The 14,837-nt window shown below is 60.9% G+C and carries 15 protein-coding genes; 12 read left to right on the top strand and 3 right to left on the bottom strand.

Features of this window, described 5'->3' with window-relative positions; translation table 11 throughout:
- Positions 1 to 34: 34 nt before the first annotated feature.
- The 7 genes from VJ651_RS08355 to VJ651_RS08385 all read left to right on the top strand — a co-directional run bounded on the left by VJ651_RS08355 (position 35) and on the right by VJ651_RS08385 (position 7,367).
- Positions 35 to 1,357 carry an MFS transporter gene (locus VJ651_RS08355; protein ID WP_324107008.1) on the top strand — a complete coding sequence of 441 codons (1,323 nt, stop codon included), beginning with the start codon at positions 35 to 37 and terminating at the stop codon, positions 1,355 to 1,357.
- Positions 1,358 to 1,672: 315 nt separating this feature from the next.
- Positions 1,673 to 2,647, top strand: a complete 975-nt coding sequence (locus VJ651_RS08360; RefSeq protein WP_324107009.1) for a protoglobin domain-containing protein — start codon at positions 1,673 to 1,675, stop codon at positions 2,645 to 2,647.
- 11 nt (positions 2,648 to 2,658) lie between these two features.
- A complete protein-coding gene (locus VJ651_RS08365) occupies positions 2,659 to 3,039 on the top strand; it encodes an STAS domain-containing protein (protein ID WP_324107010.1) in 381 nt (126 codons plus the stop codon).
- Positions 3,017 to 3,430: an anti-sigma regulatory factor gene (locus VJ651_RS08370; RefSeq protein ID WP_324107011.1), complete on the top strand. Its 414-nt coding sequence runs from the start codon at positions 3,017 to 3,019 to the stop codon at positions 3,428 to 3,430. Before VJ651_RS08365 ends, VJ651_RS08370 begins: the two co-directional genes overlap by 23 nt.
- 4 nt (positions 3,431 to 3,434) lie before the next feature.
- Positions 3,435 to 4,070, top strand: coding sequence for a SpoIIE family protein phosphatase (locus tag VJ651_RS08375; protein WP_324107012.1), 636 nt, complete (start codon positions 3,435 to 3,437; stop codon positions 4,068 to 4,070).
- Positions 4,028 to 6,655: an EAL domain-containing protein gene (locus VJ651_RS08380; RefSeq protein WP_324107013.1), complete on the top strand. Its 2,628-nt coding sequence runs from the start codon at positions 4,028 to 4,030 to the stop codon at positions 6,653 to 6,655. The genes VJ651_RS08375 and VJ651_RS08380 overlap by 43 nt, the downstream gene beginning before the upstream one ends.
- A gap of 25 nt (positions 6,656 to 6,680) precedes the next feature.
- Positions 6,681 to 7,367, top strand: a complete 687-nt coding sequence (locus VJ651_RS08385) for a 4-hydroxythreonine-4-phosphate dehydrogenase (protein WP_324107014.1) — start codon at positions 6,681 to 6,683, stop codon at positions 7,365 to 7,367.
- A 12-nt stretch (positions 7,368 to 7,379) separates the two neighbouring features.
- Here VJ651_RS08385 and VJ651_RS08390 read toward each other — a convergent pair whose 3' ends face one another.
- On the bottom strand, positions 7,380 to 8,186 hold the full coding sequence (locus tag VJ651_RS08390) for a helix-turn-helix transcriptional regulator (protein WP_324107015.1): 807 nt from the start codon (positions 8,184 to 8,186) through the stop codon (positions 7,380 to 7,382).
- Between the two features lie 153 nt (positions 8,187 to 8,339).
- Here VJ651_RS08390 and VJ651_RS23615 point away from each other — a divergent pair, with 153 nt between their 5' ends.
- The 3 genes from VJ651_RS23615 to VJ651_RS08410 all read left to right on the top strand — a co-directional run bounded on the left by VJ651_RS23615 (position 8,340) and on the right by VJ651_RS08410 (position 10,240).
- The gene (locus tag VJ651_RS23615; RefSeq protein WP_414691323.1) at positions 8,340 to 9,122 is read left to right on the top strand and encodes a nuclear transport factor 2 family protein; all 783 of its coding nucleotides are present in this window, start codon (positions 8,340 to 8,342) and stop codon (positions 9,120 to 9,122) included.
- A 26-nt stretch (positions 9,123 to 9,148) separates the two neighbouring features.
- Complete coding sequence (locus VJ651_RS08405; protein WP_324107016.1) at positions 9,149 to 9,550, top strand: hypothetical protein; 402 nt, start codon at positions 9,149 to 9,151, stop codon at positions 9,548 to 9,550.
- A gap of 192 nt (positions 9,551 to 9,742) precedes the next feature.
- Positions 9,743 to 10,240 carry a response regulator gene (locus tag VJ651_RS08410; RefSeq protein ID WP_324107017.1) on the top strand — a complete coding sequence of 166 codons (498 nt, stop codon included), beginning with the start codon at positions 9,743 to 9,745 and terminating at the stop codon, positions 10,238 to 10,240.
- A 2-nt stretch (positions 10,241 to 10,242) separates the two neighbouring features.
- Here the strand turns inward: VJ651_RS08410 and VJ651_RS08415 are convergent, their stop codons facing one another.
- Positions 10,243 to 11,007, bottom strand: a complete 765-nt coding sequence (locus VJ651_RS08415; RefSeq protein ID WP_324107018.1) for a TerC family protein — start codon at positions 11,005 to 11,007, stop codon at positions 10,243 to 10,245.
- Positions 11,008 to 11,083: 76 nt separating this feature from the next.
- Positions 11,084 to 11,773, bottom strand: coding sequence for a Bax inhibitor-1/YccA family protein (locus VJ651_RS08420; protein WP_324107019.1), 690 nt, complete (start codon positions 11,771 to 11,773; stop codon positions 11,084 to 11,086).
- Between the two features lie 207 nt (positions 11,774 to 11,980).
- On the opposite strand from VJ651_RS08420, the gene nhaR reads away from it, so the two are divergent.
- Positions 11,981 to 12,889, top strand: coding sequence for a transcriptional activator NhaR (gene nhaR, locus VJ651_RS08425; protein ID WP_324107020.1), 909 nt, complete (start codon positions 11,981 to 11,983; stop codon positions 12,887 to 12,889).
- Positions 12,890 to 13,123: 234 nt separating this feature from the next.
- Positions 13,124 to 14,821, top strand: coding sequence for a methyl-accepting chemotaxis protein (locus VJ651_RS08430; protein ID WP_324107021.1), 1,698 nt, complete (start codon positions 13,124 to 13,126; stop codon positions 14,819 to 14,821).
- Positions 14,822 to 14,837 lie beyond the last annotated feature (16 nt).

Here is a 14,837-nt window from a genome sequence, read left to right on the forward strand (position 1 = left end):
GTCAGACAACCACACAGAAGAACAGGAACTTCCCATGGGTAAACCCGCAAACGACGATCAAGACAAGAAGCTCTTTCAGGACCGCAACTTTCGCTGGCTGGCGGCCGGCGCGATCATTTCCATGCTGGGTGACCAGTTCACCCTGATCGCCTTGCCCTGGCTGGTCCTGAAAATGACGGGCGACCCGCTGGTACTGGGAACCGTGTTGGCGGTCATGAGCATTCCGCGCGCGTTGTTCATTCTCGTCGGCGGCGCGCTGGTCGATCGCCATTCGCCCAAGCGCGTGGCGATGCTGACCAAGTACATCAATACGCTCCTGCTTGCAGCGCTTGCCGCGTCCGTGTTTACCGGTGTGCTGAATGTCGGCATGGTGTATGCCTTTGCGCTGGCGATCGGGCTCTCGACCGCATTCAGCATTCCGGCCGGCACCTCGATCATGCCGCACGTGGTGGCGCGCGAGCAGTTGCAGGCAGCCAACGGCATCTTCATGGGCATACGCCAGATGTCGATGTTTGCCGGGCCGCTTCTCGCCGGTTTGCTGATCGCGCTGTTCAGCCATGGCGGCGATGTTGGCGATACCGGCATGGTGAAAGATGCGCGCGGCCTGGGGCTGGCATTTCTGTTCGATGCCATCAGCTTCGCCGCGTCTGCGTGGACCTTGGCAAAAGTCGCGATGCGGGAGGTCCCCGGGCGCCAGGGCGCGAATGCCGTTGCGCAACAATCCGTGAAAAAAGCCGTGGGCGAAGGTTTGCGCTATTGCTGGAAGGATGACAGCCTGCGTACCTGCTTCCTGTACTGGGCGGCGGTCGCATTCTTCATCACCGGGCCGGTCCAGGTCGCCGTCCCCGTTCTTGCCAACCATATCGGTGCCGGTGCGGCGGCCTTCGGCGCGCTGGCCGGTGCGCATGGCGCAGGGACGCTGCTCGGCATGGCGGTAACGGGAATCAAGCCGCATCTGCGCTTTGGAAGTTTCGGCAGCACGATCCTTTTGATTGACGGCATCATCGGCATCCTGTTCATGCCGATGGGGCTGGTTCAGGCGACATGGCAGGGCATCGCGCTGCTGCTGGTGATCGGCACGCTTGGCGGCTTCCTGCAGGTCAATATCTACACCTGGCTGCAGCACCACGCGGCGCCCGCCATGCTGGGCCGCACCATGAGTCTGTTCATGTTCATCTTCATGGGCATCGCGCCCATGTCTTCGGCAATCACAGGTTGGCTGATGCGCAGCGTGTCCCTGGTGCAATTGTTTGCCGCCAGCGGCGCCTTGCTTGTGGTCATCGTCGGCATCGCGCTGCTCACTTCCGGCATGCGGTGGATCACCGATGCCCGCACTGGCGCCGAGACACAGCGCTAGCAGCAGTAAATACCTACTCCAAAAGGCGAGCGGCGGGCGAACAGCGCCCGTTGTTCGCCTTTTTCTTTCTGAAGGAAGACAGCGTATCCATGTCTTAACGCAATACGACAAGCTCCAATCTACCGGAAACTATGCAACGCGGAACGATGTCAAAAAACTGCTCTCTGGTTCCCGTGAAAGCCCGATGAACCGCCCTCCAGCACCTTTGTCGACAGATCATTGTGTCGATGTTGAAGAACGGCTTGTTGCAACCGGGAGAGTGGCGCGACGACACGTCCAGCCGCAGGCATATTTCAACGAACGGAGGCCGGATCCATGGATGCGCCAACAAGCCGCAGAAAGGAATGGGTAGCTCTATTAAAGAGCCTCAACATTGATGACAGGGAAATTCGGGACCGCAAAGAATTTCTGGAATTCCGGGATGAGGACGAAGCCCGGCTCACCGAGGTCAATACTCTTGCCGCAGAGTATGCAGAAGAAGTCATCGAGGATTTCTACCGGCACATACTGAATTTCGAAGACACCCGCGCTTTTTTTTCCGACCCCAAGGTGTTGGAACATGTAAAGAATGCGCAGAAACAATACTTCCTCCGTCTTACCCAAGGCCACTACGACGAAAATTACGTCGAAAACCGACTGAGAGTCGGTGCCGTCCACGAGCGCATCTCGCTGCCCATCAAGTCCTATCTCGGCATGTACAGCTTCTACCTGCGCGCAGTCGGCATGCGCATCTTCGAGCGCTACAAGGATGATCAGGCCAAGGCGCATGACATCTTTTTTTCATTGATGAAGCTGACCTTTTTCGACATGGGGCTGGCGATCGACACGTATATCGATTCCCGCGAGCGGACCATCGGCCAGCAGCAGGAAGCGATCAAGGAATTGTCGACGCCGGTGCTGCCCTTCCGTGAAGGCATCCTGCTCCTGCCTATCGTCGGCATGATCGATTCCTTCCGTGCCAGCCAGCTGACCGAGCAATTGCTGCGCGCCGTACGCGACAACCGCGCAAAAGTCGTGGTCGTCGATATTACCGGCGTGCCTTATGTCGACTCGCGCGTGGCCAGCCATCTGGTGCAGACCGTGGAGGCGGCGCGCCTGATGGGGTCGAAGGTCGTTATCTCCGGCGTTTCGCCGGAAATCGCGCTGACGCTGGTGACGCTCGGCATCGACCTCGGACGTATTGAAACCGTGGGCGATATGCTGAGCGGCGTGGAGCGCGCCGAGCAATTGAGCGGATACAGGGTCGTCAAAGGGCCGGTCAGTGACGAGAATCAGCCGGGCCAGGCTTGAAAGGCGCGCCCATGCTCGTCCCTATCTTGAAACAGGAGCACTTCCTGATTGCGTCCATTCAGGGCGAGCTGACCGATCAGGAGTTGCTGGCGCTGCGCGATCAGTTGATCGGCAAGGTTCGGCAATTCCGTTCGCGCGGCGTGCTCATCGACGTCACCGTGCTCGACATCATGGATTCCTTCGCCGCACGCACGCTGCGCAGCATTGCGCACATGAGCAAGCTGCTCGGCGCGAAAACCGTGGTCGCCGGCATTCAGCCCGATGTGGCGATTTCGATGGTGCAGCTCGGCCTGACGCTGGAGGATACGATTTTGGCGCTGGATCTGGAGGATGGCCTTTCAATCCTTCGGTCCGATGGAGCACGAAGTGATGACATCAATGGCCGAACATGAAACGGCGATTCCGGTCAGATCCGATCTCGACGTGCTGAAGGCGCGCCAATACGGAAAGGAACTGGCCGGATTATTAAGGTTCAGCAACACCGAGCGCACCATCGTCGCGACCGCCATTTCGGAGATTGCGCGCAATACCGTGCTGTATGCAAAGTCGGGCTGCATCCAACTCAAGATCGTGGAGCAGGGCGGCAAGCGCGGCATTCTCGTCGTCGTGCGCGACCAGGGGCCGGGCATTCCGGATCTCGGCCTGGCGATGCAGGACGGCTACACGACCTCGCAAGGCCTGGGCATCGGTTTGCCCGGCGCCAAGCGCCTGATGGATGAATTCGACATTGTTTCCGAAGTGGGCAAGGGGACCGTGATCACAATGAAGAAATGGGAACGGTGAGCGCATGATCACTTCCGGCAGCATGCCGTTCTTGCAGTATTGGGTTGCAGCACGGCCGATGCCGGGAGAGCGCGAGTCGGGCGATCAGTATGTGATCGCGCCGCATGCACAAGGCGTGCTGATCGCAGTCGTCGATGGGCTGGGACATGGCGAGGATGCCAGCATTGCAGCCAAAGCCGCGGTTTCCACGCTGGCCGAGCACGCCGATGAGCCGCTGGCTGTCCTGATGCAGCGCTGCCACCAGGAACTCAGAAAAACGCGCGGCGCGGTCCTGACTGCAGCATCCATCAATGCGGCCGATAATACGCTGAGCTGGGTGGCGGTCGGCAATGTGGAAGGCATGCTGTTGCGTGCCGCACCCGACGCCAAGCCGATTTCCATCCTGCCGCGCGGCGGCATCATCGGCGACCGCCTGCCTGCGCTCTTGCCGGCAAGCTTGCCGATCTGCGCCGGCGACTTCCTGCTGTTTGCCACTGACGGCATCTGCAGCGCATTCCTGCATGGCCTGCGGCACGTGGAACAACCGCAGCAGTTGGTGAATCAGATTTTTTACGCACATGCACGCGATACCGACGACGCATTGGTGCTGGGGGTGCTATGGACAGGCGAAAGCAAGGATTCCACCGTCGTACGCAACTGACCTATTCCCTCGCGTCGCGCAATCCGGCCCAGCGAGACATTGCACGGGACAACGCTCCCGACAGCGAGTACATGGAATACCAGAATGAGTACCGGATGGCATTGCTGGAATACCTGCGCGGCGACAGTGATGAAGCCGCCCTGCTGCATGCCTATGAGCTCGGACGACGCGGGGCGACCAGTCAGCTGAGCGTTCTCAACCTGAACGAAATCCACCAGTCGGCATTGCTGTCGCGCGAATTCCGGAAAAAGCTGTCCTTCGACGTGGATGGCATTCACCTGCTGGCGAAGGCGGCGGAGTTCCTGGGACAGGCGCTGGCACCCTTCGACATGATGCATCGCGGCTACGTGGAAACCATTTCGCAGTTGCGAACGCTCAATGAGACCTTGCATCAGCAAAGCCAGGCGCTGCATCTGAGCGAAGAGCGCATGCGCCTGTTCATCAAGCACAATCCGGCCGCGGTGGCGATGCTCGACAAGGAGATGCGCTACGTGCTGGTGAGTTCGCGCTGGCATGTCGACTATCGCCTCGGCGAGCGCGACATCATCGGCTTGTCGCACTATGAAGTGTTCCCGGAAACGCCGCCGGAATGGCGCAAGATCTACCGTCGCTGCCTTGCCGGCGAAGTCGACAAGCGCGATGAAGTGCAGTTCAGCCGTGCCGATGGTTCGCTCGACTGGGTGCGCTGGGAAGTGCATCCCTGGTATACCGACCAGGGCGAGATCGGCGGCATCATCATGTTCACCGAGGTGATTACCGAGCGAAAAAAACAGGAACGCAAGATCGCGCGCCTGAGCCGCATCCAGGGCATCACCAGCGCCATCAACGCGGCCATCATCCGCATCAACGACCGCCAGGAACTGATGCAGGAAGTGTGCCGCGTGGCCGTCGAGCAGGGCAAGTTCAAGATGGCCTGGGTCGGCTTCGGCAAGCCAGACGCGCTGGCGGTTTCCAGCCTCGCGGAGGGGAATGGCTCATGCACGGTGAGTTCCGGCGACTCCACGCAGGTGTTGATGGAGCGCTCGATCATCACGCGCACCATGCAATGCGGCAAGCCCGTGGTGTGCAATGACATCGAGCATGACCGGCGCCTGAGTTTCAAACGCGAATTCCTGGAGATGGGCTATCGCTCCCTGGTGGTGTTGCCCTTGTGCGAATCGGGGCATCCGATCGGCGTGCTGTGCCTGTACGCCAGTGAATTCCGTTTTTTCGATCGCGAAGAGATGAAGCTGCTGTCCGAACTCGCAGACGATATCTCCTATGCGCTCAACCACATCGTCAAGGAAGAGCAGATCAATTATCTTGCCTACTATGATGCGCTGACCAACCTGCCCAACCGCGACCTGTTCTTCGACCGCCTGCAACGCCAGATCGAGGTCGCGCGGCATGAGGAGCGCACCATGGCGGTGCTGATCTTCGACATCGAGCGCTTCTCCAACGTCAACGACACCTTCGGGCGCCACATCGGCGACGCGCTGCTCAAGCAGGCAGCCGTCCGCCTGCAGCGCCTGGTTTCCTCGCACGACACGCTGGCGCATATCGGCGGCGACGTGTTTGCGATCATGCTGGCCGACATCAAGGGCGCGGCCGATGCGGCGCACATGCTGGAACGATTGATCGCAGGCTGTTTCAAGCCGGTGTTCGAAGTCGGCGGCTACGAACTGTACGTCGCGGTGAAGGCCGGCATTTCGCTGTTCCCGAGCGACGGCCCGGATCGCGACACGCTCTACAAGAACGCCGAGATCGCGCTCAAGAAAGCGCAGAAGAACGGCGAGACCTATCTGTTCTATCGGCGCGAAATGAATGCCAGCGTGGCGAAACGCCTGACCCTGGAAAACCGCCTGTACCGCGCGCTCGAGCGCGGCGAATTCACCTTGTACTATCAGCCGAAAATCCATACCGGCAGCGACCGCGTGGTCGGACTGGAATGCCTGCTGCGCTGGCAGCAATCGGCATCGGAACTGGTCCTGCCGTCGTCCTTCATTCCGATCCTGGAAGAGACGGGCATGATTCTTCCGGTCGGCAAGTGGATCATGGAAAAGGCGATTGCCGATTACAAGAGCTGGGCGGCGCAAGGGGTGACGCCGCCGCCGATCGCCGTCAACGTCTCGGTGGTGCAGTTGCGGCACCGGGATTTCGTCGATTCGCTCAAGAGCATCGGCGACAAGATCCCCGCCGGCACCCATATTCTCGACCTCGAGATCACCGAAAGCATTTTGATGGAGAACATCGACCAGAATATCGAGAAGCTGCGCGCCGCCAAGGAAATGGGCATGAAGATCGCGATCGATGATTTCGGCACCGGCTATTCTTCGCTCAGCTACCTCACGCGCCTGCCCATCGATCTGCTGAAGATCGACCGCTCCTTCGTGATCAACATGAACCAGAGCCCGTCCGGACTGGCGATCGTGAGCTCGGTGATCTCGCTGGCCCATTCGCTCGATCTGAGCGTGATCGCGGAAGGCGTCGACGATGAAGAACAGGCCAAGCTGCTGAAGCTGCTGCGCTGCGACCAGTTGCAGGGTTTTTACTGCAGCGTCCCCTTGCCCTGCAGGCAGATCGGCCCGATGCTGGCGGCGCAATAAGCGCAGGCAGGAAGGCGAAACGCACATGGCGCAATTCATCCTGATGCTGACCCATGACGACCGGACGGTCGCGCATGCGCAGGCGGCGCATGCGGAGGTCGCGCGGACCGGCGTGCGCTACGCCGGCTTCAAGGATATCGGACTGCCGTTTATGGAACTTGCCACATTGACCCGGGAAATGCATCGCGATGGACGCCAGGTGATGCTGGAAGTCGTCAGCACCACGCGTGACGCGGAGCTGCGGTCGGTACATGCCGCGCTCGAACTTGGTGTCGATTATCTGCTGGGCGGACGCCATGCGGAAGAGGCGGCGCCATTGTTGCGCGCCAGCGGCATCCGTTATTTTCCGTTCTGCGGCGAGACGGTCGGGCATCCCACGCAACTCGTCGGCAGCATCGACGACATCGTGAATGACGCGCGACGCCTCGCCTCACTGCCGGGCGTGGACGGACTCGATCTGCTCGCCTATCGTTTTTCCGGGGATGCCGAGGAACTCGCGCGCCAGGTGATCGCCGCCGTCGAACTGCCTGTCATCACCGCCGGCAGCATCGATTGCGAGCAGCGCATTCATGCCATGTGCGATGCCGGCGCATGGGCCTTTACCATCGGCAGCGCCTTGTTCGATCGCCGCTTCCTGCCGCCGTCCGCGACAGGAGAACAGGCATTGAAAACGCAGGTCGAGGCTATTCTGGAAATGACGCCGCGCGGCTGAACGCATGCAGCGTCAGCCAACGTCAGCCGCGAGCGAACGCAGCACTTCCGCCGTCGCCGCATCGGCCGGAAAGAAAGTCTCCAGCGCGAGTTCCGACAAGGTGACATCGATCGGCGTACCGAACACCGTGGTGGTGCTGATGAAGGACAAGGTTCCGGTTTCCGTACGCAATTGAAACGGCACCACCACGCCCGCGTATTCCTGACCGGCGGTATTCGCATGCGGCACGACACCGGCCGGCGCGGGATATGCCGCCAGTTCATTCATCAATTCGATCAAGACCGGATCGGCGCTGATGCCGATCTGATGCCGCAGCCGTTCGAACAGATGCGCACGCCATTCCCAGTAATTCGCAATGCGTGGCGCGACGCCTTCCGGATGCAGGCTCAGGCGTAACACATTGACCGGCGGCTGCAGCAGGAAGGGCGCAACACCGGCCAATAGCGGCGGCACCGATTTGTTGGAGGCGACCAGATTCCAGTGGCGATCGACCGCAAGCGCCGGATAGGGCTCGTGTCCTGCGAGCACCAGTTCCATGGCCTTGCGCGCCGGCGCCAGCGCCGGATCTTCCAGCTTACGCTCGGGAAAGAGCGGCGCAAAACCGGCGGCAACCAGCAGCGTGTTGCGTTCCCTGAGCGGAATATCGAGGCGTTCGGCCAGGCGCAACACCATCTCGCGGCTGGGGGCGGCGCGCCCTGTTTCCATGAAGCTCAGGTGGCGCGTCGAGATCTCGGCTTCGAGCGCGAGATCGAGCTGGCTCAGGCGGCGGCGCTGGCGCCATTCGCGCAGGAATTCTCCGACAGGACGAGTGGTTTGCATGATGGCGTCGATCATAGCGCAACTCGCTCAAGCCTTCCCATTACCTCCGACGTAATCGACTTGCCGCGCATCGTGCACGAACATGCAGTCACCGTCGCAGCACACAATCGACTGCTGCAAGCGGACTTTCCAACTGCATGCATGGAGCCAGACATGAGCGAACAGACCGAATTGAACGAATTGATCGAGCGCTATATCGCGGCATGGAACGAGACCGATGCATCTCGCCGCCGCACATTGATCGCGCAGGTATTCACCGAGGATGCGGATTTCCTCGATCCGCTGACGCACGCCTATGGACATAATGGCATCGACGCGATGATCGCCGCCATGCAGCAGCGTTTTCCCGCGCATCGCGTATCGCGCCATGGCGACATCGATGCCTTGCAGGATCGCGTGCGCTTCGTATGGCGGCTTGCGCCTGTCGATGCCGACGCGCCGGATGCGATGCGAGCGCAAGGTACTGATTTCGGCGTCGTGAGCGATGGCCGTTTGTGCAAGCTGACCGGCTTTTTCGATCCCATGCCGGCGGCACCGGTACAGAAGAAGCAGGGCTGGTCGGTGGACAGCTTTGCCGCGTTCTGGGCCAAGCCGAATCCCGCGCTGGTGCCGCGCGCGCTTGCGCCGGACGTGGTCGGCTACTGGCCGGGCAGCGATGCGGTGCGCGGCGTGGACGCTTATACGCAGCGCATCGCCGATCTGATCGCCCGGGTGCCGGATTTTCGTCTGGAGGTGGCCGAGCATGCCGCCAACGGCGACTGCGTGTTCATCCGCTGGATCGCGCGCGGCACTTTCGATGACGCGCCCTTCGAATTCACCGGCGTCGACCGCGTGCGAGTACGCGATGGGCTGGTCGCGGAGAACCGGATCTTTTGCGACCACCCCTTGATCCAGGTACTGGCCGCGCCGCATTCGCGCCAGCACGCAGCCGTCTGATTTCTTCAATCAACAAGGAGCCTGCCATGTTCAATACCCAATCCTCATCCTTCCTGCGTCGCGTGCTGCTGGCCGACGCGCTGACCAGTTTCGGCACCGGCCTGCTGCTCACGCTCGATGCCGGTTTTCTTGCGCCGCTGCTCGGACTGCCGTCCGCGCTATTGCGCGCAGCCGGCTTGATCCTGTTGCCGTTTGCCGCACTGGTTGCCTATGTCGGCACGCGCGAACCCGTCTCGCCGCACTGGGTCTGGGCGGTCATCCTGGGCAATGCACTGTGGGTGATCGACAGTATCGCGCTGCTGCTGTCCGGATGGATCACGCCCACCTTGGCGGGGATGGCCTTTGTCGCGACGCAGGCGCTGGCTGTTGCCGTGCTGGCTGAACTGGAATATGTCGGCTTGCGCAAGAACGTCGCGCTTGCCGCCTGAACAGCCTGCCGCGAAGACGGAAGAACGGCGCGCGTCCTGTCGGATGCGCACCGTCGTATTTCTACGGAGTCGAAACAATTTCCATGGGGAAATGTTCTCAGGTAATGTACAAGTGAACGCCAGAAGGACGAATAACGCGTTTGCGTAGAGTGGAGGAGGAGACAGAACTCTTACAGCAGACCGAGAAATTTCATGTGCCCGACGAATCACCTGGCTCCCATCAGCCGCTTCGCCTTTGTTGAGGAAGAGCCGCCTTTCAATTTTCCCAATATTCACGTGCTGGTGGTGGACGACATCGCGACCATGCGGCGCGTGGTGTCCAGCCTGCTGCGGGAGGAATTGCGGCAGGTAAGGATTTCCGAAGCGGCGGACGGCGCGAATGCGCTGCAATTGCTGAAGTCGGCGGAGGCGGACGGCAGACCGGTCGAGTTCGTCGTCACGGACTGCAACATGCCGAACATGGACGGCATCACGCTCCTGCGCAAGATCCGCGAAACGCCGGACTTGCAGCATCTGCCGGTGCTGATGGTCACCGCCGAAGCGACCAAGGATGTGATCCTCGCCGCCGCCCATGCCGGCGCGGATGGCTACATCGTCAAGCCCTTCAATGCCGCCACCTTGCGACTCAAGCTCGACCAGATCCTGAACCGGAAGCGCTCGCAGCGGCGCCTGGCCGCAGCGAGCGCCTGAACTCAGGATTTTGTCGCTGGGTCCTCGGGTACATAGTGGGTCGTCGAAGCATGCATGTGCCCACTGCGTTTGCGCAGACGGATATTGAGCATTTCCACCATCAGCGAGAAGGCCATGGCCGCATAGATGTAGCCCTTCGGCACATGGTGCCCGAAACCCTCTGCGATGAGCACCACTGCCACCACCACCAGGAAGGACAGGGCCAGCATCTTGATGGTCGGGTGCTCGGAAATGAAGTGTCCGATCGGGCGTGCAAACAGCATCATCAGACTGACCGAGACGACCACCGCGGCGATCATTACGGCGATCTGGTCGACCATGCCGACGGCGGTAATGATGGAGTCGAGCGAGAACACCAGGTCGATCACCATGATCTGCAGCACGACGCCGATGAAGGTGCGCCTGACGGCAGCAGCGCTTCCGCCCTCGACGCCCTCGAAGGTTTCATGGATTTCGCCGACGCTCTTCCACAGCAGGAACAGGCCGCCGAGCAGCAACACAATATCGCGCCCCGAAAATCCATAGCCGGCGACGGAAAACAGCGGCGCGGTCATGCCGACCAGCCAGGACAGCGCCAGCAGCAGGCCGATGCGCATGAACATCGCAAAGAACAGACCGAGACGACGCGTCATTTCGCGCTTGGCCACCGGCAGCTTGTTGACCAGGATCGAGATGAAGATGATGTTGTCGATACCGAGCACCAACTCCAGCGCAGTCAAGGTGAAAAATGCGATCCAGACTTGCGGATCGCTGAGCAGTTCAAGCATGGCGAGGTACTCCGGGAATTAAAAAAATGAGGGTGCCCAAACCGCGACACCCTCGAGCATGGCCGTGCGGCCAAGCTTATTCGTTATTGGCGAAGCCCAGCAGATGCAGGAGGCTGGTGAACAGGTTGAAGATCGACACGTACAAGCTTAGTGTCGCCATCACATAGTTGGTTTCACCGCCCCGCACGATGTTGCTGGTTTCGTACAGGATCATGCCCGACATCAGCAGCACAAAGACCGCGGAGACGGCCAGCGACAGCGCCGGCACCTGGAAGAAAATCGCCGCCAGGCCAGCCAGGAACGCCACCAGCACGCCCACTGTCAGAAAGCCGCCCATGAAGCTCATGTCACGCCTGGAAACCAGCGCGTAGCCCGACAGGCCGAGAAAGATCGCCGCCGTGCCGCCCATGGCCATCATCACCGTTTGCGTGCCGTTGGGCATGTTCAGGTAGTGACCGATGATCGGGCCGAGCGTATAACCCATGAAGCCGGTCAATGCAAACACCAGGGCCACGCCGAGTCCGCGGTCGCGGTACTTGTTGACCAGGAACAGCAGGCCGAAATAGCCGACCAGCGTGATCAGCATGCCGGGATGCGGCAGGCGCAGCGCAGCCGACGCACCGGCGGTGAGCGCGCTGAAGCTCAGCGTCATCGCCAGCAGCATGTAGGTATTGCGCAGCACGCGATGCGCGCTGGCGTCGATCACGGTGGTCGCCGCGCGTGCGCCGAAACCTTGCGTGCGGAGGGATTGGTAACGATCATTCATGATGCATCCTTTCGATAAAGCGTATTCAGATAGTCAAACCAGGCAGTCAAACCTTTTGCGCCTGCATGCCGGACGGGTCCTCAGGCACGTTCAGGAAAGTCGGATTACATGGGACGCCTCCCGTTTTAGTCATGCAGCAAGGATAAATGCCTTGTCTTGTTTTAAAAAGCGAAGATAATGTGATAAACACTTCGTAAAAGCGGAAGCATGAAAAACACCAACCTGAACTTTCGGCATCTGTATTACTTCTGGGTGGTTGCCAAGGAGGGCAGCATCACGCGTGCTGCCGAGCGGCTGGACGTGGCAATCCAAACCATCAGCGCGCAGCTTGCCTTGCTGGAACAATCGCTCGGCAAGGCCTTGCTCGCGCCCCAGGGGCGGCGCCTGGTCCTGACCGAGGCCGGCCGCGTCGCGCTCAGCTATGCGGACCAGATCTTCCTGCTCGGCGAGCAGATGCAGGAAGTGCTGACCGAGTCGGATATCGGCCGCACCATGCGCCTGACGGTCGGCCTGTCCGATTCGCTGCCCAAGCTGACCGCCGCACGCCTGCTGGAAGCCGCGCTGCAACTGCCGAACAAGGTCAAGCTGGTATGCCACGAAGACGATTTTGAATCGCTGCTCGGCGAGTTGTCGGTGCACAAGCTGGACGTCATATTGACCGACCGTCCCGTACCCTCGGGCACTACCTTGCGCGTGTTCAGCCACTTGCTGGGAGAAAGCGAACTGATGCTGTTCGGCTTGCCGGAGCTTGCCGAACGTTATCAGCCGGATTTCCCTTCAGGGCTGACCGGCGCGCCGCTCTTGCTGCCCACGCGCAATCACGCGGTGCGCGGCCGCATCGATCACTGGTTCGAATCGCATGACGTGCGCCCGGATGTGGTCGGCGAGTTCGACGACAATGCCTTGCTGAACACCTTCGGCCGCAACGGCATGGGTCTGTTCCCCGCGCCCTCCGCCCTGGCCAAGGACGTCAAGGAACAGCTCGGCGCGCTGCCGGTCGGCGAGCTGACCCAGGTGCGCGAACAGTTCTTCGCCATCTCCAATGAGCGCAGGATCAAGCACCCTGCGGTCGAAGCCATTCTCAACGCCAGCCACAGCAGCGTTTTTGCAGTCTGATCCTCACCTGATCAGGCGGTTGCGTCATCCCGCCTTGCTCTGCTGCTGCGCAGCAAAAATTAGAGTAAAGATTCACTTTGTTGACCCACGGCAATAAACGCATTGCCGAGCATTGCTTTGCTGAAATATCATGCTAGGAATAGATAAATGGCATATCCCAAAAGACCATTCCTGCAGGATCGTCCATCACGGCCCTGAAAATCGCCACTTCCCAAAGTGGGCCTCGGAGGCAACATGAAAATCGGCAGATTGCGCATTGGTCAACGGCTGGCGCTCGCATTCGGCGTCGTCACTGTGCTGTTAATCATGCTGGCGACCCTATCCTATGTCCGGATCGACAGCCTCACCGGCGAAATCGCCGCCCTGGTCAAGGACCGCTATCCCAAGACGGTGACCGCCAATGCCATCAAGTCCGAGCTCAACGAAAGCGTGCGCAGCATGCTCAATGTGCTGATCATGGCCGATGCCGGGCAGATCAAGAAAGAACTCGCCAACATCGATGCCCGCAACAAGAGCATGGACGAGGCCATCGACCGGCTGCAGAAGAGCATCACGGGCGAACAGGGGCGCGCCCACTTGAAGGCGATCGTCGAGCTGCGCGACAAGTTCGTCCCGGCGCAAAACAAGTTCGTCGCTCTCGTCAACGAAGACAAGAAAGACGAAGCGATGGTGAAGCTGATGTTCTCGGTGCGGCCGCTGCAGACCAAGTACTTCGAGCAGCTCGATGCCTTCATCAAGTATCAGCACGGCGAGATGGAGCAGGCCGGCGAGGTGTCGACCGAGGCCGCGCATGGCACCGCTTACCTGATCCTGATGCTGGCTGCCGCGGCGAGTGTGCTCAGCATGCTGGTCGGCTTCCTGACGACGCGCAGGATCACCGCGCCGCTGACCGAAGCGGTGACGATCGCCAAGCGGGTCGCGGACGGCGACCTGACCAGCGATATCCGCATCACCACGCAGGACGAAACCGGCCAGCTCATGCAGGCGCTCAAGGACATGCATGAGAGCCTGTCGAAGATCGTCGGCGAGGTGCGTGCCGGTGCGGAGACGATGGCCTCCGCTTCGCGCGAGATGGCCAGCGGCAACATGGATTTGTCCAGCCATACCCAGGAGCAGGCCAGCGCGCTGCAGCAGACCGCGGCATCGATGGGAACGCTGACCGGCACCGTGCGGCAGAACGCCGAAAACGCACGGCAGGCGAACCAGCTTGCCGCGTCCGCCTCCGAAGTGGCGGAGAAGGGCGGCGCCGTGGTGTCGCAAGTGGTGAAAACCATGGGCTCGATCAACGACTCTTCGCGCAAGATCGTCGACATCATTGCCGTGATCGACGGCATCGCCTTCCAGACCAACATCCTGGCACTCAACGCGGCGGTGGAAGCCGCGCGCGCCGGCGAACAGGGGCGCGGCTTCGCGGTGGTGGCAAGCGAAGTGCGCAACCTCGCGCAGCGTTCGGCCTCGGCGGCCAAGGAGATCAAGACGCTCATCGGCGATTCGGTCGACAAGGTGGCCGAGGGCAGCAAGCTGGTCGGCCAGGCCGGCGCGACGATGGATGAGGTGGTGGCCAGCGTCAAGCGCGTCACCGACATCATGCATGAGATCACCGCGGCCAGCCAGGAGCAAAGCGCCGGCATCGAGCAAGTCAACCATGCGATCGTGCAGATGGACAGCGTGACGCAGGAAAACGCCGCGCTGGTCGAAGAGGCCGCGGCATCGGCGGAAACCATGCAGAACCAGGCGGGCAGCCTCGCGCATCTGGTCAGCGTGTTCAAGATCGACAGTGCGCTGGCCATGGCCGATCAGGTCGGCCGCAGCATTGCGACCAATATCTCGGCGCCGGCGGCACAAGCGCGGGCGCAACCGAAGGTGAAAAAACTGGCGGCGGTACCCCGCGTGCCGGCACTCGACAACAAAGACGATTGGGAGGAGTTCTGAGGTAATCAGAGCACCT

This window comes from Noviherbaspirillum sp. (assembly GCF_035254865.1).
In the GTDB taxonomy this organism is placed as follows: Bacteria; Pseudomonadota; Gammaproteobacteria; order Burkholderiales; family Burkholderiaceae_D; genus Noviherbaspirillum.

Bases quoted from the DNA above. Each gene is read 5' to 3' on its own strand.
- VJ651_RS08380 (WP_324107013.1), top strand. From the start codon at position 4,028: ATGGACAGGCGAAAGCAAGGATTCCACCGTCGTACGCAACTGACCTAT.
- VJ651_RS08410 (WP_324107017.1), top strand. From the start codon at position 9,743: ATGTGCCCGACGAATCACCTGGCTCCCATCAGCCGCTTCGCCTTTGTT.
- VJ651_RS08405 (WP_324107016.1), top strand. From the start codon at position 9,149: ATGTTCAATACCCAATCCTCATCCTTCCTGCGTCGCGTGCTGCTGGCC.
- VJ651_RS08430 (WP_324107021.1), top strand. From the start codon at position 13,124: ATGAAAATCGGCAGATTGCGCATTGGTCAACGGCTGGCGCTCGCATTC.
- VJ651_RS08360 (WP_324107009.1), top strand. From the start codon at position 1,673: ATGGATGCGCCAACAAGCCGCAGAAAGGAATGGGTAGCTCTATTAAAG.
- VJ651_RS08385 (WP_324107014.1), top strand. From the start codon at position 6,681: ATGGCGCAATTCATCCTGATGCTGACCCATGACGACCGGACGGTCGCG.
- VJ651_RS08390 (WP_324107015.1), bottom strand. From the start codon at position 8,186: ATGCAAACCACTCGTCCTGTCGGAGAATTCCTGCGCGAATGGCGCCAG.
- VJ651_RS23615 (WP_414691323.1), top strand. From the start codon at position 8,340: ATGAGCGAACAGACCGAATTGAACGAATTGATCGAGCGCTATATCGCG.
- VJ651_RS08370 (WP_324107011.1), top strand. From the start codon at position 3,017: ATGACATCAATGGCCGAACATGAAACGGCGATTCCGGTCAGATCCGAT.
- VJ651_RS08415 (WP_324107018.1), bottom strand. From the start codon at position 11,007: ATGCTTGAACTGCTCAGCGATCCGCAAGTCTGGATCGCATTTTTCACC.
- VJ651_RS08365 (WP_324107010.1), top strand. From the start codon at position 2,659: ATGCTCGTCCCTATCTTGAAACAGGAGCACTTCCTGATTGCGTCCATT.
- VJ651_RS08355 (WP_324107008.1), top strand. From the start codon at position 35: ATGGGTAAACCCGCAAACGACGATCAAGACAAGAAGCTCTTTCAGGAC.
- VJ651_RS08420 (WP_324107019.1), bottom strand. From the start codon at position 11,773: ATGAATGATCGTTACCAATCCCTCCGCACGCAAGGTTTCGGCGCACGC.
- nhaR (WP_324107020.1), top strand. From the start codon at position 11,981: ATGAAAAACACCAACCTGAACTTTCGGCATCTGTATTACTTCTGGGTG.
- VJ651_RS08375 (WP_324107012.1), top strand. From the start codon at position 3,435: ATGATCACTTCCGGCAGCATGCCGTTCTTGCAGTATTGGGTTGCAGCA.